This is a genomic window from Aeromonas sp. 600479, assembly GCF_049175515.1.
Classification (GTDB): Bacteria; Pseudomonadota; Gammaproteobacteria; order Enterobacterales; family Aeromonadaceae; genus Aeromonas; species Aeromonas veronii_A.
Genome location: NZ_JAAKVF010000001.1, coordinates 587,115 through 608,858 on the forward strand (window position 1 = coordinate 587,115; position 21,744 = coordinate 608,858).

The 21,744-nt window shown below is 55.3% G+C and carries 21 protein-coding genes; 6 read left to right on the plus strand and 15 right to left on the minus strand.

Annotation, left to right across the window (positions count from 1 at the left end; genetic code table 11):
• Positions 1-3: 3 nt before the first annotated feature.
• Genes pseI through G5149_RS02550 form a run of 4 tightly spaced genes read left to right on the plus strand, consistent with a single transcriptional unit; the run spans position 4 to position 3,341 of the window.
• Positions 4-1,050, plus strand: a complete 1,047-nt coding sequence (gene pseI, locus G5149_RS02535) for a pseudaminic acid synthase (RefSeq protein ID WP_421211423.1) — start codon at positions 4-6, stop codon at positions 1,048-1,050.
• The gene (locus G5149_RS02540; protein WP_421211425.1) at positions 1,043-2,338 is read left to right on the plus strand and encodes a motility associated factor glycosyltransferase family protein; all 1,296 of its coding nucleotides are present in this window, start codon (positions 1,043-1,045) and stop codon (positions 2,336-2,338) included. Before pseI ends, G5149_RS02540 begins: the two co-directional genes overlap by 8 nt.
• Positions 2,335-2,595, plus strand: coding sequence for a hypothetical protein (locus G5149_RS02545; RefSeq protein WP_421211427.1), 261 nt, complete (start codon positions 2,335-2,337; stop codon positions 2,593-2,595). The genes G5149_RS02540 and G5149_RS02545 overlap by 4 nt, the downstream gene beginning before the upstream one ends.
• A complete protein-coding gene (locus G5149_RS02550) occupies positions 2,595-3,341 on the plus strand; it encodes a class I SAM-dependent methyltransferase (RefSeq protein ID WP_337073756.1) in 747 nt (248 codons plus the stop codon). The genes G5149_RS02545 and G5149_RS02550 overlap by 1 nt, the downstream gene beginning before the upstream one ends.
• On the opposite strand, the gene G5149_RS02555 is transcribed toward G5149_RS02550, so the two are convergent.
• From G5149_RS02555 to flaA, 12 genes are all read right to left on the minus strand, one after another.
• Entirely contained in the window at positions 3,323-4,684 is a 1,362-nt protein-coding gene (locus G5149_RS02555) for a DUF4910 domain-containing protein (protein ID WP_337073757.1), read from the minus strand. The two genes, G5149_RS02550 and G5149_RS02555, sit on opposite strands and share 19 nt — an antisense overlap.
• The gene (locus G5149_RS02560) at positions 4,681-5,085 is read right to left on the minus strand and encodes a VOC family protein (protein ID WP_005346679.1); all 405 of its coding nucleotides are present in this window, start codon (positions 5,083-5,085) and stop codon (positions 4,681-4,683) included. The genes G5149_RS02555 and G5149_RS02560 overlap by 4 nt, the downstream gene beginning before the upstream one ends.
• Positions 5,082-5,837 (minus strand): AAC(3) family N-acetyltransferase, encoded by a 756-nt coding sequence (locus G5149_RS02565; RefSeq protein ID WP_421211429.1) that lies wholly within the window; start codon positions 5,835-5,837, stop codon positions 5,082-5,084. Before G5149_RS02565 ends, G5149_RS02560 begins: the two co-directional genes overlap by 4 nt.
• Positions 5,834-6,067: an acyl carrier protein gene (locus G5149_RS02570; RefSeq protein ID WP_216954016.1), complete on the minus strand. Its 234-nt coding sequence runs from the start codon at positions 6,065-6,067 to the stop codon at positions 5,834-5,836. The genes G5149_RS02565 and G5149_RS02570 overlap by 4 nt, the downstream gene beginning before the upstream one ends.
• Positions 6,060-7,679: an HAD-IIIC family phosphatase gene (locus tag G5149_RS02575; RefSeq protein ID WP_337073759.1), complete on the minus strand. Its 1,620-nt coding sequence runs from the start codon at positions 7,677-7,679 to the stop codon at positions 6,060-6,062. The genes G5149_RS02570 and G5149_RS02575 overlap by 8 nt, the downstream gene beginning before the upstream one ends.
• Positions 7,680-7,764: 85 nt before the next feature.
• Positions 7,765-9,849, minus strand: coding sequence for a 6-hydroxymethylpterin diphosphokinase MptE-like protein (locus G5149_RS02580; RefSeq protein WP_337073760.1), 2,085 nt, complete (start codon positions 9,847-9,849; stop codon positions 7,765-7,767).
• Positions 9,850-9,855: 6 nt separating this feature from the next.
• Entirely contained in the window at positions 9,856-10,164 is a 309-nt protein-coding gene (locus G5149_RS02585) for a hypothetical protein (protein WP_005346693.1), read from the minus strand.
• Positions 10,161-10,583, minus strand: coding sequence for a flagellar export chaperone FliS (gene fliS / locus G5149_RS02590; RefSeq protein ID WP_005346697.1), 423 nt, complete (start codon positions 10,581-10,583; stop codon positions 10,161-10,163). Before fliS ends, G5149_RS02585 begins: the two co-directional genes overlap by 4 nt.
• A gap of 25 nt (positions 10,584-10,608) precedes the next feature.
• Positions 10,609-12,027 (minus strand): flagellar filament capping protein FliD, encoded by a 1,419-nt coding sequence (fliD, locus tag G5149_RS02595; protein ID WP_421211432.1) that lies wholly within the window; start codon positions 12,025-12,027, stop codon positions 10,609-10,611.
• 26 nt (positions 12,028-12,053) lie between these two features.
• A complete protein-coding gene (locus tag G5149_RS02600) occupies positions 12,054-12,494 on the minus strand; it encodes a flagellar protein FlaG (RefSeq protein ID WP_216978512.1) in 441 nt (146 codons plus the stop codon).
• A gap of 33 nt (positions 12,495-12,527) precedes the next feature.
• On the minus strand, positions 12,528-13,433 hold the full coding sequence (gene flaB / locus G5149_RS02605; RefSeq protein WP_005346708.1) for a flagellin B: 906 nt from the start codon (positions 13,431-13,433) through the stop codon (positions 12,528-12,530).
• A 580-nt stretch (positions 13,434-14,013) separates the two neighbouring features.
• Positions 14,014-14,925 carry a flagellin A gene (gene flaA / locus G5149_RS02610; RefSeq protein ID WP_005346712.1) on the minus strand — a complete coding sequence of 304 codons (912 nt, stop codon included), beginning with the start codon at positions 14,923-14,925 and terminating at the stop codon, positions 14,014-14,016.
• A 382-nt stretch (positions 14,926-15,307) separates the two neighbouring features.
• On the opposite strand from flaA, the gene G5149_RS02615 reads away from it, so the two are divergent.
• Both G5149_RS02615 and G5149_RS02620 read left to right on the plus strand, forming a co-directional pair.
• Positions 15,308-15,940, plus strand: a complete 633-nt coding sequence (locus G5149_RS02615; RefSeq protein WP_421211435.1) for a trimeric intracellular cation channel family protein — start codon at positions 15,308-15,310, stop codon at positions 15,938-15,940.
• Positions 15,941-16,041: 101 nt separating this feature from the next.
• Positions 16,042-16,434: a hypothetical protein gene (locus G5149_RS02620; protein WP_005346723.1), complete on the plus strand. Its 393-nt coding sequence runs from the start codon at positions 16,042-16,044 to the stop codon at positions 16,432-16,434.
• A gap of 98 nt (positions 16,435-16,532) precedes the next feature.
• Here the strand turns inward: G5149_RS02620 and G5149_RS02625 are convergent, their stop codons facing one another.
• From G5149_RS02625 to G5149_RS02635, 3 genes are all read right to left on the minus strand, one after another.
• Positions 16,533-17,252, minus strand: a complete 720-nt coding sequence (locus tag G5149_RS02625; protein ID WP_421211437.1) for an SIMPL domain-containing protein — start codon at positions 17,250-17,252, stop codon at positions 16,533-16,535.
• Positions 17,253-17,307: 55 nt separating this feature from the next.
• Positions 17,308-17,868, minus strand: a complete 561-nt coding sequence (locus G5149_RS02630; protein ID WP_421211439.1) for a hypothetical protein — start codon at positions 17,866-17,868, stop codon at positions 17,308-17,310.
• Between the two features lie 85 nt (positions 17,869-17,953).
• A complete protein-coding gene (locus G5149_RS02635; protein WP_421211441.1) occupies positions 17,954-21,733 on the minus strand; it encodes a type I secretion C-terminal target domain-containing protein in 3,780 nt (1,259 codons plus the stop codon).
• Positions 21,734-21,744 lie beyond the last annotated feature (11 nt).

A 21,744-nucleotide genomic window follows, 5' to 3' on the forward strand; every position in this document is an offset into this window, starting at 1 on the left:
CAGATGCAGATCGATCATCGCCCCATCAACCAGGAACAGGCCCCCTATGTGATTGCCGAACTGTCGGCCAACCACAATGGCAATCTGGACCGCGCCCTGGCCATCATGACCGCCGCCAAAGCAGCGGGTGCCAGCGCCGTCAAGCTGCAGACCTACCGGCCCGACACCATCACCCTCAACAGTGATCGGCCCGAGTTCCAGATCCACGGCGGCCTCTGGGATGGTCGCAACCTGTACGACCTTTACGAGTGGGCGCACACCCCCTGGGAGTGGCACCAAGCACTGTTTGCCAAAGGGCGCGAGCTGGGGCTGACGGTCTTCAGCAGTCCGTTCGACTTCAGTGCGGTGGATCTGCTGGAATCCCTCGACTGCCCGGCCTACAAGATCGCCTCCTTCGAGCTGGTGGATCTGCCCCTCATCCGCTACGCCGCCCAGACCGGCAAGCCGCTTATCATGTCCACCGGCATGGCGAACGAGGCCGAGATCGCCGCCGCAGTCGAGATGGCACTCAAGCACGGCAACGGCCAGCTGGCCCTGCTGCACTGCGTCAGCGGCTATCCGGCGCCGGCAGCCGAATACAACCTACGTACCATCCCCATGTTGCGCCAGCGCTTCGGGGTCGAGGTGGGGCTCTCCGATCACACCCTGGGGTCGACCACGGCCATCGCCGCCACTGCGCTCGGGGCGACCCTCATCGAGAAGCACTTCACCCTGGCCCGCGCCGACGGCGGGCCGGATTGCGCCTTCTCCATGGAGCCGGCCGAACTCACCGAGCTGGTAGCCTCGGTCAATACCGCTCATGCCGCCCTCGGTGTGGCAGATTACCAGCTCACCGCCAGTGAACAGGGTAACCGCGCGTTTCGCCGCTCCCTCTATCTGGTCAAGGAGATGGCCGCCGGCGAGCAGCTCACCGCAGCGCATATCAAGTCGGTGCGCCCCGCCCTCGGCCTGCCCCCGGCCGATTACGATCGGCTCATCGGCAAGCGGGTCAACCGCAGCCTGAGTGCCAATCAACCGCTGAGCTGGGAGTGGATAGATAACGATGAGTGATGATCTCTTCAACCAGCACGGCAGGCTCATCAGCCAGCGCTGGCCCGCCCTCTGGCCCCGCTTGCTGGCACAGGACGTTGAAAGCCTGCCGGCCGAGCTGACCGAAGGGCTCGGCTCCACCCTAAGCCTCCACGGCATCCAGCTCACCAGCCGGCACGATCGGGTGAAAGAGGCCGAGCTGCAGGCCGCCAGCCTGCCCGAGCAGCCGGTGCTGCACCTCTACGGCACCGGGCTCGGCGATCTGCCGCGCGCTCTGCTGGGGCGCAGCAGCCTCAAGCGGCTGGAAGTGAAGATCATGAATGGCGCCCTGTTTGCCCTGGTACTGCGGCTGCTAGACCAGCAGGACTGGCTGACTGACCCCAGGGTCGAGCTGATGATGGCCGGCGACGAAGGGGAGGTGCGGCAGCCCTTCTTCGCCCTGCCGCCCGAGCTGCTGCTGGTGGAAGATGCTGCCGCCCGCATCCGCGACCGGCTGGTGAGTGAAATCGATTTGCCGTTCGCCCGGGCCAGGTTCGACGCCGAGCACCCCGACATCACCCGGCGGCTGGCCGAAAACCGCGATCTGCTGGCCGGCGACGGCGATGTGGCCTCCCTGTTCGGTCTGGCTCAGGGCAAGCAGGCGCTGATCGTGGCGAGTGGCCCAACCCTGCAGCACAACCTGGCCACCCTGCAGGCCCAGTTGCAGCGCCGTCGGCAGGATTACCTGCTGATCAGCGTCGATACCGCGCTGGCGTTTTTGCTCAGCCACGGTATCCGGCCCGACATCGTCGTCACCATCGATGACGCCATCCACGGCAACCGGCTGCCCGCCGCCCAGTCGGCCCAGACCACCTTGGTCTATTACCCCACGGTTCCCACGGCAGCCCTGCTGGCCTGGCAGGGGCCACGCATGACCGCCTACTCCCGCAGCCCCATGTATCAGCAGCTGCGACAGACGCTCCCCAAAGGCGTGCTGCACTCGGGCGGCAGCGTCATTCATCCCGCCGTGGATCTCGCCGTGCTGATGGGTTGCCGCCAGGTCATCCTGCTGGGCACCGACTTCGCCTTTCCCGGCGAGCTCACCCACTCGGGCTGGGCCGACGGTGCCCTCGGCCCCAGCGCCGCGCTGGCACTCAGCTGGGCCCTCGACGGCCATGGCCGGCGGGTCAAGACCAATCCGAACTTTTCCGCCTACCGCACCGAGCTCGAGCGCTACATAGCGCGCCACCCCGAGGTGCAATTCTGGAACTGCAGCAGGGAGGGGGCGGAGATCGCCGGCTGCCACTATCACCCGGAGTACGTGCAATGAAAAACGGCCAGATCACCCGTCTCACCGCCCTGGCGCACCAGTTTCGGCTGGGGCAGTCGGTCGCCGCGAGTCAGGCACTGCCGGAACTGCTGCAAGAGGTGCTCACCGAGCAGGGCAACCTGCCGCCCGGACTGGTAGCCGCCCTGCTGCAGTGCCAGGAACGCCAGGACTGGCTGGGGCTGGCCGACTACCTCGAATATGAAGTGGTGCACTGCCTGTCGACCCCGGCCGGCGACACCAACACAGGAGACCATTGATGATCAAGGCCATTTCCAACGCCTCCGATGAAGAGCTGTCACGCCACCAGACCTTCAGCGAGTTGCTGCACACCAGCCCGCTGCCCGCGGCCGAGTTGCAGAACAACCTGGGCCTCTACCTCAAGCGCCAGTCGCTCTCCCGCATCCTGTTCATGCACGAGCTGTATCAGAAGATCGTGCCGGTCCACGGCGTCATCATGGATTTCGGCACCCGCTGGGGTCAGAACCTGGCGCTCTTCTCCTCGTTTCGCGGCATGTATGAACCCTACAACTACAACCGCAAGCTGGTGGGGTTCGATACCTTCAGCGGCTTCCCTTCCCACGCCCCGCAAGATGGCAGCGACGCCGCCATCCAGCCCGGAGCCTACGGGGTGACGCCGGGCTATGAGCAGCATCTGGCCCGGCTGCTCGCCGCCCATGAGGCGGAAAGTCCGCTGGACCATATCGTCAAGCATGAGCTGGTGAAGGGAGATGTGACCGAGACGCTGCCGGCCTATCTGGCTCGTCAGCCGGAGACCATGGTTGCGCTGGCCTATTTTGACTTTGATCTCTACGAGCCGACCCGCCGCTGCCTCGAGCTCATCAAGCCGCACCTGACCAAGGGATCGGTGCTGGCATTCGATGAGCTCAACTGGCCCGCCTTCCCGGGGGAGACCCTGGCCCTCAAGGAGGTGCTGGGGCTGGATCGCTACGCCATCCGTCGCACCCCGCACAACCCGGGACCGGCCTATCTGGTGATCGAGTAGTCCGGTTGCGGGCTGAGGCGACGCAGCAGCCCGGCCTCCAGCAGCATCCGCGCCAGCGGCTCCACCCGCCAGAACGGCGCCCCTATGGTCTCGGCGATCTCGAACAGGGTCAGCTTGCCGTCGCTGTAGGCCAGCAGATTCATCATCTCCCGCACCTGCCAGCCCGAATAGCGGGTCGACAAATCCGGGTAGAGCCCCCGCTTGCCGAGCTGGGGTTCGCCCAGCACGGTGACCTCGCAGCGCTCGTCCAGCTCCAGACACTCGATGGCCCGGCGCAGCGCCATGAAGCCGCCCGCCAGACCGGCCGGCGTCACCAGCGAGAGGTCATCGAGCGAGGTGTGGTACTCGGCATAACAGCCGTATCGGCTGCGCATCACCGAGGTGACCGGCAGATCGATGCCGGGCGCGCACAGCTGCCGCTCGTTGGAGCCCCGCTCCAGGAAGCTGTAGGCTTTATAGCCCGGTGCCAGATGGCCGAGCACATGGCGACCGATGCGATCCGCCAGCGTGTTGCCCTGGCGGGAAGGCAGGAAGGAGTAGCCACGATCATCGCCAAGGCAGGTCAGATTGAACCCGGCCAGAGTACGCTGCTTGAGCTGGTCCAGATGGCGGGAGAGATAGACGATGGCCCCCAGGGTTTCAGGGACCAGCATCAGCCGGTAGCTGTAGCGACGTGTTGGCAGTGACGCCAGCCAGGCCATCAGGAAGACGCCAACGCAGGGGCCGGAGAGCTCGTTGTTGGCCATGGAGGGGTGGCAGGTGTAGCTCGACAGCAGGATCTCCTGCTCGCTCTCCCCCGGCAGCACCCAGTCGCCATAGGTGAGCGAGCCCGGAGCCAGGGTGGCATCGATCACCACCTGATATTCCCCCTCCGGCAGCGCCTCTCGCAGCCGATGGGGCAGACAGAATCCCCAGCGACGCTTGTAGTAGGAGGTCACATAGGGAATGGCGTCTGGCTGCTCGGGCAGAGAGTGAAGATGGGGCTGCAGCTCGGCCAGCGAGAGGGTGCAGCGCACCGGCTCCGAGTAACCGACCAGATGCAGGTTGTGGTCCTGGAAATCCACCACCCTGCGTCCATCCGGCCCCACTATGTAGGCCTCCCGCACGTTCCACTCGTCAGGCACGGTCCAGTCGAAACACTCGGTGCCGCTGGCCACTTCATGGATCTGCAGCTCGGGCAGGCAGTGCTCGCGCCACAGGGCCAACGACTGTCGAACCCCGTCCCCGGTCAGGCTGCGGTTGAGCGGAAACAGCAGGGTAAGCAGCCGATGCAGCTGTTCACCGATCTGTGCCTGGTCATCCCAGTCGGTGGGCAGATAACCGCTCTTGGGTGAAAAACTCATGGGGTAGGTGCCTCGATCAATTCGACAATGTGGCCAAGGGGGCTCAGGAAAAACTGGACATGGGCGCCGCCAAAGGCGATGGCAGGCTGGCTGGGCCCTAGGGGAAGATGACGCTGGGCCCGCAGTTTTTCGGCAGCCATTGCCAGGTCTGCCACCTCATAAGCCAGATGATTGAGCAGGTTATGACGGGTACGTAGCGCCTGACTGACGGGGCTATCATCACTGGCCGGTGCAATCAGTTCATAGCAAATCCCCGCATCATCATAAGCAAAACAGATATGCACCCGCTGCAACGGATCGAGCACCGGCTCGCTAAAGCGGGAAAGCCCGAGGGTCTCGCAGCAATAACGTACGCCAAGATCCAGTTCGGCCACCACCAGTCCAATATGGTGCAGTTTCATCTCCTCTCCCTGATAAGCGCATGGGGGTGGACAGCGATCAGCTCTTTTGCCACCGCGGCAAAGTCGGCGCAGCGAACTGCCCAGACAGGTAACCGGCCAAATAACCCCTGGTGCCATTTGTCCTGATTTTTAAGGGCTTCAACCAGACGGGAAAGATCTATCTCGCTGGCCAGATCGAGTCTTCGCACAAAGTAGTCACAATACCAGGGGCGCACCATTCCCTGCTCGCGGACATCCCCCTCAAAACGTTTCATAAAGCGATAATCGACACCTAGTTGCTGCTCGACATAGTGGGTGAAGGTAATGCGATCGGGATGACAGGCAAAACCGGCAATCCAACCATCGTGAGCCGCCAACCAGGCGAAGGGGCTCTCTTCACCAAAGCAGTCATGACCCCCTGCTGCAACCACCTGGTCACGCCCCGCTCCCCATACCGCAACGCTGAAGATAGGATCGCGGGTCCGCGCAACCCCTGGCAGAGTGCGAAACAGCTCCGTCATCAGGCCCACTTCACTGGGAGACGTCGCCCTGTCGAAACAGGTCTGACGAGTCAGGCTATACGTGAATGTTGGCACCAGCAGAGTGCCCTCGTTTCCAAGCCACTCCTGCATTCCGAGCCAAAAAGCATGTATGCCGGCTTCATTGCCCCGTCCTGGAAACTGGGCCACAGCCATGGCGTCAGAGTGAACCATGATAGCGCTCCCTCGCGCGATCCCAAGGGAGCCAAGAACATGAGAGAGAGCTTCAATCACAGCACAAGACCACGCCGCAACAGCGCCTCACGAATATCCTGAAGCTGTTTCATCGTCGCCAGCTCTTCAGGCTCGAAGCGTACCGAGAACGTCTGTTCAACCAGTAACAGAAAATTGAAATGGCCGAGCGAATCCCATTCCGGAAAGGCCCCAAGTCCCAACTGATAGTCGTCTCGCGTGACGGTTGCAGAAGGAAACTGCTGTTCCAACAGAGTGAAGAGATCAGTCATGGTGATAAAACTCCAAAAAAGGCAAATTCAGCTGTTCGAGCGCCAGACTATGGTAATGCTCATGGGAAAAACGGGCGGGATCTGGATTATCACAGGGAGTCAACGACAGGGATGCCAACCATGTCAGCGCAGGTTCATTACGAGCACAACGGTTCGAGCCAATAACCAAGCGCTCGATCCCCGCCTCGCGCAATGCAGCCGAGACTCTATCCAGTAACCAATATTCGAGCCCTCTGGACAACACTCTGCAACTCAGAGCCAGCGTATCGAGCAATGCCAGTTTGGGCGTGAGGTTTATGATCAGCACCAAGCCAACCAAACCATGATCGGCAAAGCGATCCTGCAACGACACTAGCCAGCACCAGCCAGACTGCGCCAGCCGTTTGAGCTCGCTCGCCTCATATCGCTGACAGGAGAGATTAAACTGGTTGGTTTTATGGATGATCTGCTCGGCACGAGCAAGGTTATCCACCGCCAACGGCTGTATCGCCGCACGCAACGACAAGGAGGCGAGAAAATGTTGTTCACTGCCAACCTCGCTACGTAACCGGGCGGCGTCTGCCAATGCCAGATAGGAGGCCTGACGAACAGCGTCATCACCACTGAAGGTACGCGAGAACCCCCCATAAGTGAGCAAGGTTGTAGGCCATGCCCAGATATCTGCTGGTGGTTCAATGACATCGACTTGTGGCAGGGCATGGCGAACTTCGGCCCTTTCCAGGGGGGAATCATCCCAGAAGACCAAGGCCTCAAGCCCCAGATTGAGGCTGGCAGCAATATGTCGCAAACCTTGAGATTTAGAGCCCCAACCAATGGCAGATGCTGCAATATTTCGCCTTTTGAGTCTCATGGCGCCATGCTGCTCAAACACCAGCCAAACATCTGCAGGCTCGTTTTTAGAGCACAATGCCAACAACACGCCGCGCTGATACCAGTAAAGCGCCGCATCCTGAAACGACTGATAGAGTTTGCCGAGACCGTCCTGACCAAGGTAAAGGCCAGTCAACCCCTCTTCACCCACTACCCCCCCCCACAGGGTATTGTCACAATCGAGCACCAGCACCTTGCGTATTGGCGCCTGATCAAGCATCCAACGCGCGGCAATCCAGTCGGCAAGGCTGGTCAAGCCGTGCATCGAGAGAGGACAAGAAAGAAGGTAACGATTACGCTCGTCCACACAATGGGCTCGCCCCTGCTCAGAGAGCCAGCGACCCAGCCCCAAATCCCTAATGTGGTGACGTGCAAGCGCTCGGGTAAAGCAGACATCCAGCTGCATCATCCAGGGATGAAGAGCGCTACTCACACCGCCGCCTTGCAGTGAACAGGCACCGAGATAAAGATGAGGGAGCCCCCGCAGTGGCGAGAGCAATGCTTCCAACCAGGTGTCGATGGTCTCGGACAATGCGGGTTCAGCCAAGGTGTACCAATGCTGGCATTCGCTGTCGGTCAGCAGTTGCTCCCAAAACCAGAGCACCAGATGTCCGTCACAAGCGGCCATCGGCTGCCATTGACCTTGAGGACAAAATTGCAACTGTGCATGTCGGGCCAAAGGAGCCCATGCCACATTACCGGGCATGAGAAATGCGGTGGATGCCAGGGAAAGGGTGGCCATATATGCACCTGAAAGGATTAAATACTTCTATATCATACTGTTAGGGAATGGAGATGAACAGAGTCATCCCCATCCGATTCAAGGACTAGCGCTTGAACACATCCAGGCCGGTAAAGTAGGTGGTATCATGGCCATCGAACGCATCGGCATACATCACTTTGCTGTCCTCGAAAAATAACTCCAGGATTGCCTGCGCCTCTTTTATCTTGACCGCCAGTACCTCGGGTTCTGCTGTCACCTGCGACATCATCAGGCTGATGATATTGGCGTAGAAATAGTTCATTGAACCGATCAAGACCCGATAGAGATGGGATTCGCGGCTCATCAACAGATAAAGCAGATAGTCGTGATGGCGTTGCATCATAGCCAGCACCGCGTTGTGCTCACAGGCTACCTGGCTCCAGTCATCACGGAACTTGTCCACAAGCTCAACGAACAGCGGCACCTGCAACGCAGCGGCAAAATCAAAACTGGCCATGTCAAAAGGCTGGAAACAAGTCGCCATCACTTCATCCATGAGTGCGATCTTGTCAAGTACCGGCCATTCTGGTTGCAACGATTCAACACGGCGAGGGATCGCCCCTTCGATATAAGCGCCGTCACTACTGTTGACGCACTGCATCTCGGGATAATCACGCAATACACGGGCCATATTATGAATGGCCAGTCCAAATAGATGGTTGATACGCACTTCGTCGCCAAAGTTACCCGGTGCCGGGAAAGTATTCTTTAAGTTTTCCTGGTATTTAGCCTCTTGCTTGTCGTTGTAATAGAGACTCAGGCTGGAGTGATGCTGTCCGGCTGTTTTATAGCCATTGTCGATACCAAACAAATACACCTGCTTGAAGCCAAGCAAGGCCGCATAATTGAGGCCGGTATTACCAACGAACGGATTGGAAAATTCGATATTATCGTACTCGAATGCCTGACCAAACGCGCTAATCAGCATGGAGAACATCGGCTCATTGGGCTTGAATGCCAATCCTGTTTTGCGAAAAAAACGCTTGCATTCAGGATGGATGACATCAACGCTCAGAAACACCGTATCCTTGATAAAGTCATCGGCATTGAGAATATTCAGAAAATCCGCAGAGCTTTTAGTTCGCTCCACTGCAACGTAGATATCCGGTTTGACGCCAGCTTTATACAGCGCACTGACCGCCGTACCACATGCGATGATGATGGCCTGCTGCTGATGCTGCCGGATGAACTCGATGCTCTGATCCAGTGAGGGACCATTGCCAACCACAAAGACCGGGACCTGTTCGAAGGGGCGGCTATCCCGCCAGCGTTTCAAAAAGGGGGTGCCATCTTGCAGATGGGTGTGGCTATGGGCAAGTGCATAGATGTTGTCATCAAAGAACCCCCACCCCGTCTTAAGCAGATAAAACTCCCTTTCTACCTGTGTTATCAAGGCGTCTAGCTTGGGAGAGTGGTAATGGCAGAAGGAGAAATAGCTTGCCGACCAGAATGCGCCCTTGCGATGCAGCGCCTCCATCATGTCAGCGACCAGTAATTGCTCGTCAACACCGATAAAGAGATGAAGGCTGATCGACTCCTCATCCATGTAGGCGAGCAGCTGATGCCAGTCAAAGCAGAAAAGCGAGGCATAAAACATGTCAAGATCAGGCTCAAAAGCAAACAGATTCTTGATCTTGCACTGTTCATACAAGCAACCGAGCTGGTAGCCCAAACCAATGCCATACATCAGTGCCAGAGGAATATCGGAATGTAATGCCGCGTTGAGACGCAATCCTTCCAGCGCTGACTTCTCTTTTAATTTGGAGATTTCATTGTTGTATTTGATATGGATTTGGCCGTCAATATACCACTGAGGCACAAAATCGATGCACTGCAAAACGCTTTGTTCAATGACCTCGGCAATCTGCGACTGAACCTCGCTAAATGGATCGTCCCCATAAAGCGAGACGCCCTCGTCAAGCCACAGAATATTGGGAACGCCATTTTCATTACAGAAGAAACGAAAAGGCCTGGCAGGCTGGTATGCTTTGAAAAAGTCATGAATGGCGGGCATGAATTTGGCAAATGCAGCCATATTGAGATCATAACGAACAGGGAGTACTTCCAGCATGGCGGCTTCCTGCTGCTTTTGCAGAGCCAGGCGTGCCAGTTCACTTTCTACATCATGAATTTTGTGATGGATATCCATGTCAAACTAACCTGCATTCAGCTTGTAGAGACCGGATGCACGTCCAGCCTGGGAGAATTGTCGTAATTGTGCTTCAGCCTGCTGCTTTTCCTGACCCACCCAATCATGAATAAGCTGGAACTGCAGCAGTGCCTGCCGCTGTTCCACATTGATTGCCTCTTCCCGAGGCAGTGACCCGAACACCTCTTCCAGATCATGCAGATAACGTTCAGCCAGCTGTTCTGCAGCAACCAGCTCACCTTGTACCAGTAGAGACTGCAACTGTTCGCCCAGTCTCATCAAGGCTGACACAGAAGTGTCGTTGACCTCATTCATGCCGGTCTGCCTACCTTTTGCTGTGCCAGCGCCTTGTCGCGCTCATCGACAGGGATGGCATCCCAACCGCTCTTGACCGTCAGCATGAGGTTCATAACTTCATCAATAGCGCCTACATCCATGTCACGGCTGGCATCCATCATGCGCACTTTCATATAGTCATAAAGTGCGAACAGATCTTCGGGTACCTTGCCATAAGAGAGATCAAGTGAATCTTGCAGACCATTGATAATGGCCAGCGTCTTGGAGATAGATTGGGACTTACCCTCGAAATCGCGACGCTCGACTGCACCGCGGGCCTGAGCGAGACGCTCGAGACACCCTTGCATCAACAACTGGATCACGCGATAGGGATCCGCCACAGCCAGCTCAGACTGCAAACTCTGGGTTGTATAGGCCTTGATCGTTTTTCGATACATATGAGACACCGCTCCTGACTACAAATTAACTGGTTTTGGTGTTGGTATTGAGCAGGTTGAGATAGGAGGCAGACTTGTTCATCTTGGCCAGCAAGGTATCCAGACTGCCGTAGCGGGCCCTCAACGTCTCTTCATATTTGGTGAGCTGCGCCGCAACATCTGCTTGTTTGCGGTTGACATCACGCAGGTCCGAATTGAGCGTCTCTTCCCGCTTGGCAAGTAGCCCCCCTGTCTTGGAGTAGGTCTCAAGCTGGCTAGCCAACTTACCAGCAACTCCGTCCTTGCCACCAAACACAGCCACTACCTGGTCGAAGTTCTTCTCGACCGCTTCATCGAATTTCGTCGAATCAAGTGAGAGCACTCCCTTGTTGTCCATCTTGACCCCCAACTGAAAGATGGTCGAGAAGGTTGAGGAGTTGTTCGAAGGCTCAGTGACGGTGCCACTCATCAGGTTGGTCACTGCCTTGGTCGTTGCATCCCCCGCCAAGGCGCCACCATCATTCTGACTGACGCCGGCTACGATAGAGCTGCGTTTGCCCAGATCGTTGCTCTTCTTCACCAGAGCGTTATAGCCATCGATAAAGCTCTGCACCATGGTCTTGATGCCAGCCTTGTCTGTCGTCACATCCACTCTGTTTGGCTTGTAAGTGGTCGTCACGGTACCATCACTCGGGCTCGTGGTAGTGGTGCTCTCAGACTCTTTCAACACCGTAATTTTGAGACCCACAATGGTGCCATCGAAGGTGTTGGTCGAACTGGTCAATTTATTGCCATCCACGCTTATCTCAGCATCACGGGCTTGTTGCTTCTGGGTCAGCTTGGAGATGAAATTGTCAGCCAGCTCTGGTGTACTGCCGGTTATCTGCAGATCCTTACCTGTTCCACTGACACCAGAGTCAATCACAAGTGCCGCCTTGCCATCGGAGGTATTCATGATATTGACGCTAAGACCAAAGTTGTCACTATCATTGTTGATGCGCTTGCGAATGGACTGGAGTGAATCTCCTGCTTTAACATCTACATCAAAGGTCTTGTCGCCAGCCTTAAATGTCAGGGTGCCATCTTGAGTGATCATAGATGTGGTCGAAGAAGCGAAACTGCCTTCAAATTTGCTGGTCTTCGCCAATTTTTCGACACTGATGTCATATTGCCCGTTTGAAGCGCCGCTCTTACTCTCCACCTTCAGGACCGGATTATCTTTATCCTGGGTGATGTTTATCGCACGTTTGTTAAACGCATCATCCTTTGACATCGCCTTCAGAGTGGTGACAAAAGTCGCGATTGCTGACTTCAGCTGTCCTACCCCTGAGAGAGTGATCTGGGCGTTGGTCTTTTTGGTGGTAATTGGCTGCAAAAGCTGCGCTTTCTTGGCATCAACACTTGCAGCGATGACAGACTCCAAGTCCAGTCCAGAGCCCGCACCAGCAGACGTAATAGTGGCCATACTCACTCTCCTCGCAAACGTAACTATTAAATCTCTTTATCAAGCAATAACCCGACTCGGGAGCCGCCACCAATCACATCCCCTTCGCGGAGATCCTGGATTCGTTTGCTGATAGCCAGCAACTCTTCGCTTGGTATCTGACGGATCATTGATTTGGTATTGGCATCCATTACCTTGATAACAACCTGCTCCAGTTCCTTTTCGACACTAAAATTGACGGTCCATCCTTGCAACTGACTGAACTCTTGCAAGTTTTGTACCCCTTTCTCAATTTCCTTGTCTGAAATCTTCGGCTTGCCCGCCTTCTCCTGCTCAGGCAGTCCCTGTTGCTTTTCAATATCCTTGGCCGCCCCCCGCTGCTCTTCTGCTGTGCCAGATAGCACTTGAGCGGCCGATTGGCCGCTCTTGCTACTTGACTGAAGAGAAGAAGGAGTGACCGATGACGGAATTCCAATTTCATTGGCCATATCGTCGCTCCTTTTTTATCTCATCACAGCCTGTTAACCCAACAGGGACAGGGCTGATTGCGGTCTTTGGTTGGCTTGGGCCAGGATGCTGGAGGCAGCCTGCTGCAAAATGTTCTGCTTGGTCAGGTTGGCTGTCTCGGTCGCAAAGTCTGCGTCACGGATACGGGAACGAGCTGCGCTCAGGTTCTCAGAGACGTTGGACTGGTTGCGAATGGTGGAGTCAAACCGGTTCTGCACAGCACCCAGCTCTGCCCGTTTGCTGTCCACAGCCTTGATCATGAAATCAAGGTTGGCCATGGCTGTCTGAGCATCTTTAGCGGTTTTAATACTGCTGACACTAGTTGTAGTAACTGCTGAAGTTGCTTTGCCAATCGTATACGGCTCACCTGTGGTAGTGGTCGTGACTGTTGCACTTCCTTTTGTCGCAGATGCAATACCCTTGATGGTGAAAGCCGATGTCATCTTGAAGGTAATTGTTTGTCCTGCATCTGCACCGACCTGGAAGGACCCCTTATAAGTACCATCAAGCAGCTTTTGACCACCAAAAGTGGTATCGCCAGAGATACGATTTATCTCAGTCGTCAGTTGGTCATATTCCTGCTGCAAAGCAACACGATCATCCGTGTTGTTTGAACCGTTCGCCGATTGCTGAGCCAAAGTGCGCATCCGTTGCAACATGGTGGTCACTTCATCCATCGCACCTTCTGCAGTTTGTGCTACTGAAATACCATCGTTAGCGTTACGGTTACCTTGATCCAACCCGTTAACCTGTGAAGTCAAACGGTTAGAAATCTGCAAACCGGCAGCATCATCCTTGGCTGTATTGATACGAAGACCGGATGCCAACCTGGTATAGGAGGTGTCCAGCGACTTGTTGGTGTTCATCAGGTTACGCTGGGCGTTCAGTGATGAAACGTTGGTGTTAATGTACATAGCCATAAAATATTCTCCCGAAGAACATGCGACTGCGGGTTGCGCCAGCAAAGCGGCATCCCACCGTTAGAAGAACAGGTTGAACAAGCCTGATCCTTCTGGCGGGTGTCTGTTTGAACGGACAGGTCACCCGCAGTAGTGCAAACGTTGGATTCCGAACACCCCTCGATTGCTTCACTTTGTTTAACGGCAGTACAGAGACAAGCTTTAGGAAAATTGTTGCCTAACGCGGCAATTTTTCTCCGGTATATGGCAAGGAAAAGCCAGATGGCCAACACAGCATAAGAGGAGAGAGAGGAATTGCCGGATGGCATGACCGAATTATGTATGTGGCACGGTTTGTGCTTAGGTTGTGTAGAGTGACGTCAATTTGGCGACACAATAAAAAGAGGCCGGTAAACCGGCCTAAAGATGAGCATATGCTCAGGAGAATATGACCAAGCGTGACAGAACTGAACAGCTGGACAACACTTGGCATTACTAGTAGAGAATTATATCTCTCCCGATAGAACAGAGTGCGAACCGAACACCCCTTTGTTCCATCTCTTGACCAGGGCGGCCTGAACAACCGCCCTGTTTTCTTTTGTTAGCCCTGCAGCAACGAAAGGGCTGACTGGGGACGCTGGTTCGCCTGTGACAGGATTGTCGAGGCAGCCTGTTGCAAAATGTTCTGCTTGGTCAGGTTTGCAGTCTCGGTGGCGAAGTCCGCATCACGAATACGTGAACGCGCAGCACTGACGTTTTCAGAGACGTTCGCTTGGTTGCGAATAGTTGAATCAAACCGGTTCTGAACAGCACCCAGTTCCGCACGCTTGCTGTCCACCACCTTGATCATGTAGTCAAGATTAGCCATGGCGGATTGTGCATCTTTGGCTGTGGTAATAGTACCAATGCTTGTGGTCGTCACTGTCCCGCTCGCATTTTTCGCTATCGAATAGGGCTCACCTGTTGTAGTTGTTGTTACCGTAGCATTACCTTTCGTAGCCGATGCCATACCGGAGATACTAAAAGCGGTGGTCATCCTGAAAGTAATTGTTTGACCAGCATCAGCCCCCACCTGGAAAGAGCCAACATAACCACCATTAAGCAAGGTTTGACCACCAAAAGTGGTATCTTTGGCTACCCTGTCAATTTCTGTCATCAACTGGGTATACTCTTGCTGCAACGCGGTTCGGTCATCAGTATTATTAGAGCCATTAGCTGATTGTTGAGCCAGCGTCCGCATCCGTTGCAGCATGGAGGTGATCTCCTCCATGGCCCCTTCAGCAGTCTGCGCCACAGAGATGCCATCGTTGGCATTACGGTTACCCTGATCCAGACCGTTGATCTGGGAGGTCAATCGGTTTGAGATTTGCAGACCGGCAGCATCGTCTTTGGCACTGTTGATACGCAGACCGGATGCCAGTCGGGTGTAGGATGTATCCAGTGATTTTGTCGTATTCATCAGGTTACGCTGAGCGTTGAGTGATGAAACGTTAGTGTTGATATAAAGGCCCATGACTATTCTCCTAAGCTATTAAATTTACTCTTCTATTTACTCAGGCTTTATTATTTTCTGTGCCCGATGCGTCTTATTTAACGGCTCGTTTTTGGATGTCTTTAGCATTTTTTTCAACGCTTCATCGCATTAACGCCGCTTACCCTATATATCGACAGGTCGGGGATAAACTTAAGGAAAAAAACGCCCACTAAAACGTGGCAGAAACTCATCGCGCCCCTCCTCCAACAAGGAGGTAAACAGGCACACTCGAGCCCCTCCCTGTCCATGATGCGAGAAAAAAGCGGTGTCGACTCTCAATTTTGTCGAGCACAGTTGGCGATTGGGCTCTCCAGCCCCTAAAATCGCGGCCCCATCAACAATTTGGCGTGAGTTGTTTTCCATGCAGACACTGGTTGAGCAGATTGTTTACATCAGCGACATGTTTGGTACTGCGGTATTCGCGTTTTCAGGGGTTCTGGTGGCGGGCCGGCTCAGAATGGACGGATTTGGCGTCATGGTTTTGGCGGCAGTCACCGCCATCGGCGGTGGTACCATACGTGACATGATCCTGGGAGCAACCCCGGTGTTCTGGGTTCGCGATCCTCTCTATATCTGGGTGGTCATTGCAACGGCGCTGCTCGGGATGTGGATGGTCAAACTGCCCCGCAGAATGCCCTGGTATGTACTGCCCGTCGCGGATGCATTCGGGCTGGCTCTCTTTACGGTGATCGGAGCCCAAAAAGCTCTCAATTTTGGCACCTCGGGGCTAATCGCGGTGCTGATGGGGACCATGACTGGAGTAGCTGGCGGCATGATCCGGGATGTATTGGCACGCGAAGTGCCTATGGTGCTGCAAAAAGAGATCTATGCAACAGCCTGTATTCTGGGTGGAATCCTCTACACTCTGGCCCTAGAGGCAAACATGGACAGGGTAACAGCCATGCTCATCTGCATGACGGCCGTATTTGGTTTGCGGGTGGCAGCCATCTACTGGCACCTGTCACTGCCCACCTTCTCGCTGCAACGCAACTGAAAAAGCACACCCACAGGGGCATATGCCTCCGTGGGTTGTGCGTTGAACCAAATGGGCTTTTCTGTTGTCATAGAAGCAGTCGTTGTTAGCCGGATATTCTCATGTACAAAATCGGTATGCTTACCACTCTCCTCCTGGCGAACGTGACAGCAGCACATGCCGAAGCACAAGCCGTTTTTGGACGACTGGCCTCGGCGCCAGTGCAGCAGTTCAACCAGCAGATACGTCAGGCGAGCGAGCAACATCAAAAATGGGTCAATGACTACCGTGAGGTAGCGCTCCGTTTTGTCGGCCATAGCGACATCCCCAGTCGCATCCATGCACAGCAACTGGATAATGACTTGGTGCTCTCGGTTGCGCTCGATGGAGGCAAAAGCGACATGCTCTATATTCTGACTCTTTATCGCAGCGATAATCTCTGGCAAATGAGAGGAGCGGAAATGGGTTGGCGTTGCCTGGGAGATCACTCCTTCACTCCCGTACCCTGTCCATAAACTCGCTCTCTGACTTGTAAAATGAAAATCCGGCACATTGGCCGGATTTTTTATGGCTCTGTCCCACTACAGTGTTCATCTGCTGAAGAGGGAAGGGGTTACTCCAGCAGGAAAACAGCCTCGATATTGTCAGTGACCGTAATCTGCTGTTGCTGATAACTGCTATCCGCCATATCCGGCACCGGAGCAGCCGCCATTGCCATGGGTTGTGCCATCTTGAAGTTGCGACTATAGCCGGTGATGGGCGATGTGTTGCGATACTCCACGCTGTACACCTTGCCAAGCTTCATCCCGAATGCCTTGGCCAGAGATTCAGCCTTGGTTTTTGCATCCTCAACGGCATTAAGTCGAGCCTGTTCCTTGATAACCTGTGGAGATTTCAACCCGTATTCAATCTGGGATACGGACTCCAACCCAGCTTTGAGTGCGGTGTCCATCAAGGGGCTCAACTTGTCGAGCTGATAGAGCTTCACCGCCAATTGTCGCTGGGCACGGTACCCCAGCAAGACCGGCTTTTTGTTATCACCATACTGATATTCCGGCGAGACCATCAGGTTACCAGCTTCGACATCGTTGCGCTTGATGCCCAACCCTTCCAGCTTGCTAAAAAAGGCGGCCACCTTGGTATCAACCTGCTGCTTGGCCTTGAGGCCCTGCTTGTCCAACGCACTCACCGCCACATTGAGGGTGAGCATATCGGGCTCGGTCTTCTGTTCAGCATAACCACTCACCACCAGATGGGGCGCTTGCGGAACTTCAATCGCCAGCAGCGGAGCACTGACAATCAGAGCGGAAAGAGTAAGAAGGGGACGCCACATAGAAAAAACCTCTATCGGAAAGATTGAGGTCATTATGCCCGTGCAGCCAATGGATTCATATATCGTGCAAGGGCGGGAGCTGCTCCAGTATCTGATTGGTCAAATCGAGACTGATGGTGACCACACTGCCGGTATCTGGGGTCCGCTCTACTTTATCCAGTGGTGATGTCGCACCACAGACCAGCACCTCATCATCAAAATGGAAGGAATCCCACGACAGAACATGTCCCTGTCCCCCTGCGCTACAGTCACGGCCTTCACCGCGATATCCCTCTGTGGACCAAGCAATGGTATCTGACTGGCCCAGCAAATCCTGCAACAAAGGAGCATGAAAACTGCTCAATGGATACTCCTGCTGCCCCAGATCATGGCCAACCAGAATCATGTTCTGAGCTGACTCGGCCCCCATCAAGGGCACATAGGAAATAGATGCAGAGGCAAAATCAACATAGAGTGATCCGGCTACATCTCCGGCATCATTCTCTATCTCCATCCCATCCAGCCTGTCTCCCGCGATCGAGGCCTGATAGCCAAACTGGCCTGCGCAGGTAATATTACCCTGTCCATCCCAGCTATAACGGATGCCATCAATGTCGACCCAGTTGAATGACTGCATGATTACCCTCTCCTCTACAGCCGCTATCTTATCCATCCACCTTGAGAAAAAACAGGGGCCAGGCCAGCCCGGCCCCGAGACAAGGTTACGGATCGACCTTCAGATTGCCCTGATTCAACAGGTCTTCAATGATGGTCTGATCATTACGTGTACCTCCCAGCGTCAGATCGATGTTGTCAAACTGGATAACATGGGTCGTTGTGCCACTACCCGCGCCATCAAGGTCGATCGTGAGCGTAGACTTGCCAGTACCCGGACCGCTGGTGAAAGTGAGATAGGCATCTAGCGACTCCTTACTGGCATGTTCGCCAGTGAGCAACTCACTGATATCCAGCACATCTCCTCCAGTTCCAGTGGTGAAGTCCTTGATCACATCGGTCCCCCCCACATCCCCAGCCAGCCACTTGAAGGTATCGCTGCCAGCACCCCCGGTCATGATATCGCTTCCCAGACCGCCGAGCAGGATGTCATTCCCCAGCCCACCGATCAGGATATCGTTGCCCGCGCCCCCAATCAGAGAGTCATTTCCTGATCCACCATCCAGGTAATCATCTCCATCACCCCCATCGAGGATGTCGCTCCCTTCCTGACCGAAGAGAAGGTCATTGCCACTGCCTCCTGACAGAGTGTCATTGCCGCCACTACGACCACTCTCCTCACTCAGCTCGGTAAGATGGGTTCGGATGTAATCCACAGTCTGTGCTCGCGTCCAGCCATGATTGGTTTCCAAGGTTTCAAAAACCAGCCAACCGGAGCCAACTGGCAGACTCAAACCAAGCTGGGTAGCCAGTGCGTCTGTATTGAGCACATCACCAAACAGGATATCATTGCCTGCACCGCCATCGACTACATCATTGCCAGCCCCCAGCAGCACAGTGATCTGATCCCCCTCGGTCAGAGCTGCCGTCAGCTGCTCTGCACTGGTCACAATCTGGGCCTCTCCAATCGGGGCGTTGAATCCCTGCTCGATCCGGATGTTGTCTATCCGCACTTCAGCAGTCCGTGAGCTGGAGCTATCGAGCAGCTCAAACACAAACCCGTATTGCCCAACCTCCAACCCATTGGTAGTAATGGTGCTGGAAGAGGTAGTACCAGAATTACTGATACCTGTGACAGTACCGCTTTGCAGAGGGTTGGCCAGATCCCAGACCCCGCCATCCAGCCTTACAAGTTTCCATGTGAAACTGTCACTCGCATTGACAGAACTCAATGCGTACTGGAACTGCAGGCTTGCTCCGGCTTGCGCAGCTGAAATCTGGATCGCATTGGCCACGGCCAGCGCCAGCACAGTGCGATCCGTATCGGAATTTGTGCGATCCTCACGGATTCGCAAATAACCGTCGGTAACCGTGTGCGTTCCCTGTTGATCACCGCTACGCACCCAGCCAGCAGCCGCATTGATGCCACTGCCTCCAGAACCAAAGGTAGCCAAATCAAGGTAACTGCCGGCAGAGTAGAACTGTGAGCCGGTTTCCGTTGTGTTGTCAAAGAACTTGAGCAGTTCCTGGTTGACGCTGCTGGTTACCCCGATGGCATTGACCTGACTGATGCCACTTAGCGATTCAAACGCATCGACAGACTCCTTGATCACCGTGTAGGTCGTGCTATCGCCCGGACCGGCAACCTGATTGCTGTCGTTGATGTAGTAGGTCGGATTGCCATCCGTGACGAAGAAGGTCAGATTCTCATAGTCGGGATCTGCCTGAGTGCCGTTGTTGAACCACTGCACGGCCTGATTGAAGGCTGCCTCATAGTTGGTCCCGCCGTTGGCAACCAGGGCATCAATGGCATTGGTCAGATTGATCACGTTGCTGGCGTCCAGACCTACAATGGTCACTCGTTCACTGGCATTGGTGGCAAAACTGATCAAGGTGACATTGATCTCGCCATCATGCTCCTTGAGCTGATTGGCCAGATGGGTCAGGGATGCCTTGAGCATGCTCAGGCGGGCCCCAGCCATGCTGCCAGATACGTCGACCAGGAGGGCGATATTGTAGTTCTGACCTGGAATGAAATTGGTGGTGGTACCACCCACATCTCCTACCAGAATATCGTGACCTGCACCGCCAGCCACAACACCATCAACACTACCATCCGAGTTGGGTACTTTGTGATCATCCCCGGTCGTCGGCGTCCCCGTACTGTCTGGGATATCCGAGGTATTGCTGCCAACCACCAGAATGTTTGAGGCAACAGGGGGCTCATTGCTCTTGACCGATACGGTGAAGTTGGCGCTGGCCTGATCGCCATCACCGTCCGTCAAGGTAGCGCTGAAGTCGAGTTCAATGTCGGGGGGAGTTATCTTGTCTATCACCCCGAAGTTTTCGATGCGCACCGAGTCATTGCCATCCAGCACAAAGCGCACATAGAGCTGACTGAACTCTCCATCTGGTTCTATGCTGGCCAACTGCATAGCTCCTTTGAGTCCCGACAGGACAAGCTCGCCGGAGTCAATGACGGTCACTCCATCGGCGGCATAAGCTACCCACTGTATGGTGCTGGTATTGGTGTTACCTACCCCATAGACATTGAAAGAGAGCCCGTCAACAGCCGTTGTGGTGGATACCTTGAACCCTTCGTTATTGTCCAGATTGCCATTCTTGATCCCGAACCCGTTATTGTTAGGATTAAGATCATCCAGATCACCGCTCGGCAGATTCTGGGGGTTGTTCACACTGCCATTGAACAGCAAACCATCAAACAGAACTCCAATGCCGCCAGCAGTCACCCCGATAGTCTCGACTGGCCCACCGGCACCAAACTGTGAGCCGATCGCAAATGTTTGCGTTGGCTGGGGTGTAACCAAATTGAAGCTGTAGGTATTGTTCTCATTGAGTGTCAAGGTATAGAACACTTTAGGTGGCAGCCCGCTGTCATCTATAGTAGCCACCAGAGTCTTGCCATCTGCTGACAAGGTCTCGGTGATCCCAGCCAAATCAGGCCATCCGGTCAATTTCAATCCACCGGTAGCCAGGGGACCATCTGCACCGAAAGAAACGCCAAACAGCCCACCGGTGGTGATGGCGGCGACATTCATCACCTCCAGACTTTCAATGCCGGTAATCACGGGCATATCGTCTTCAATCACCACGTTGACCTGCTTGGTATCACTCAAGTCACCGTCGCTGACCGACAGATTGAAGGTAAATGTCTTCAATCCTTCCTGATCGTCTCCAAACGTATGGTCGACAGGGCCCAACAAGGTGACTGTATATTTGCCTGTGAGATCCACAGAAACTTGAATAACAGGATTACCTCCCACAGAACCTACCAGGGTTGTAGATCCCATACCGCTCCACACAACAGGCTGCCCACCGGAGCTCAAGCCAGATGGTGCAGAGAGAGTGAAGGTAAAGGCACTGCTGTCTATATCCGTCACACCTGCCGTGGCCTCTGCGGATGTGCTATCAGTGGTATCGCTCGGATTGGGTGAGTTATCCGGATTGGCTCCAAGCAAACCCTCTTCAGATATGCGCAGATCCGAAACGGTCAGCATGGGCGCGTCGTTGGTCGCATTGACGGTCACGGTGAAGGGCTTGTTGTCTGCCCCGCCCTCGTCCGTGGTCCCCGCCACATTGCCATTCACAACCCCGCTCCAGTCCGCCGGCAAGGTGAAGGTCGGCACTCCCGCTGTGCTCGCACCGCTCCAGCTGTAGCTGCCCGCCACCGTGCCAGCCACCCAGCCTGCCCCCATCACCGCACCTTCCGGCACATTGCTCAGGGTCACCGTGACACCAGTCACCTGCTCCGAACCATCCGCGTCGGTCGCATTGACACCCAGCTGCGCCGCCAGCGATACCGACACCGGTGCATCCGTTTCTGCCAGCACCAGGTTGGTGGCGCTGACACTGATATCCCCTTCCACTCCGATAGTGA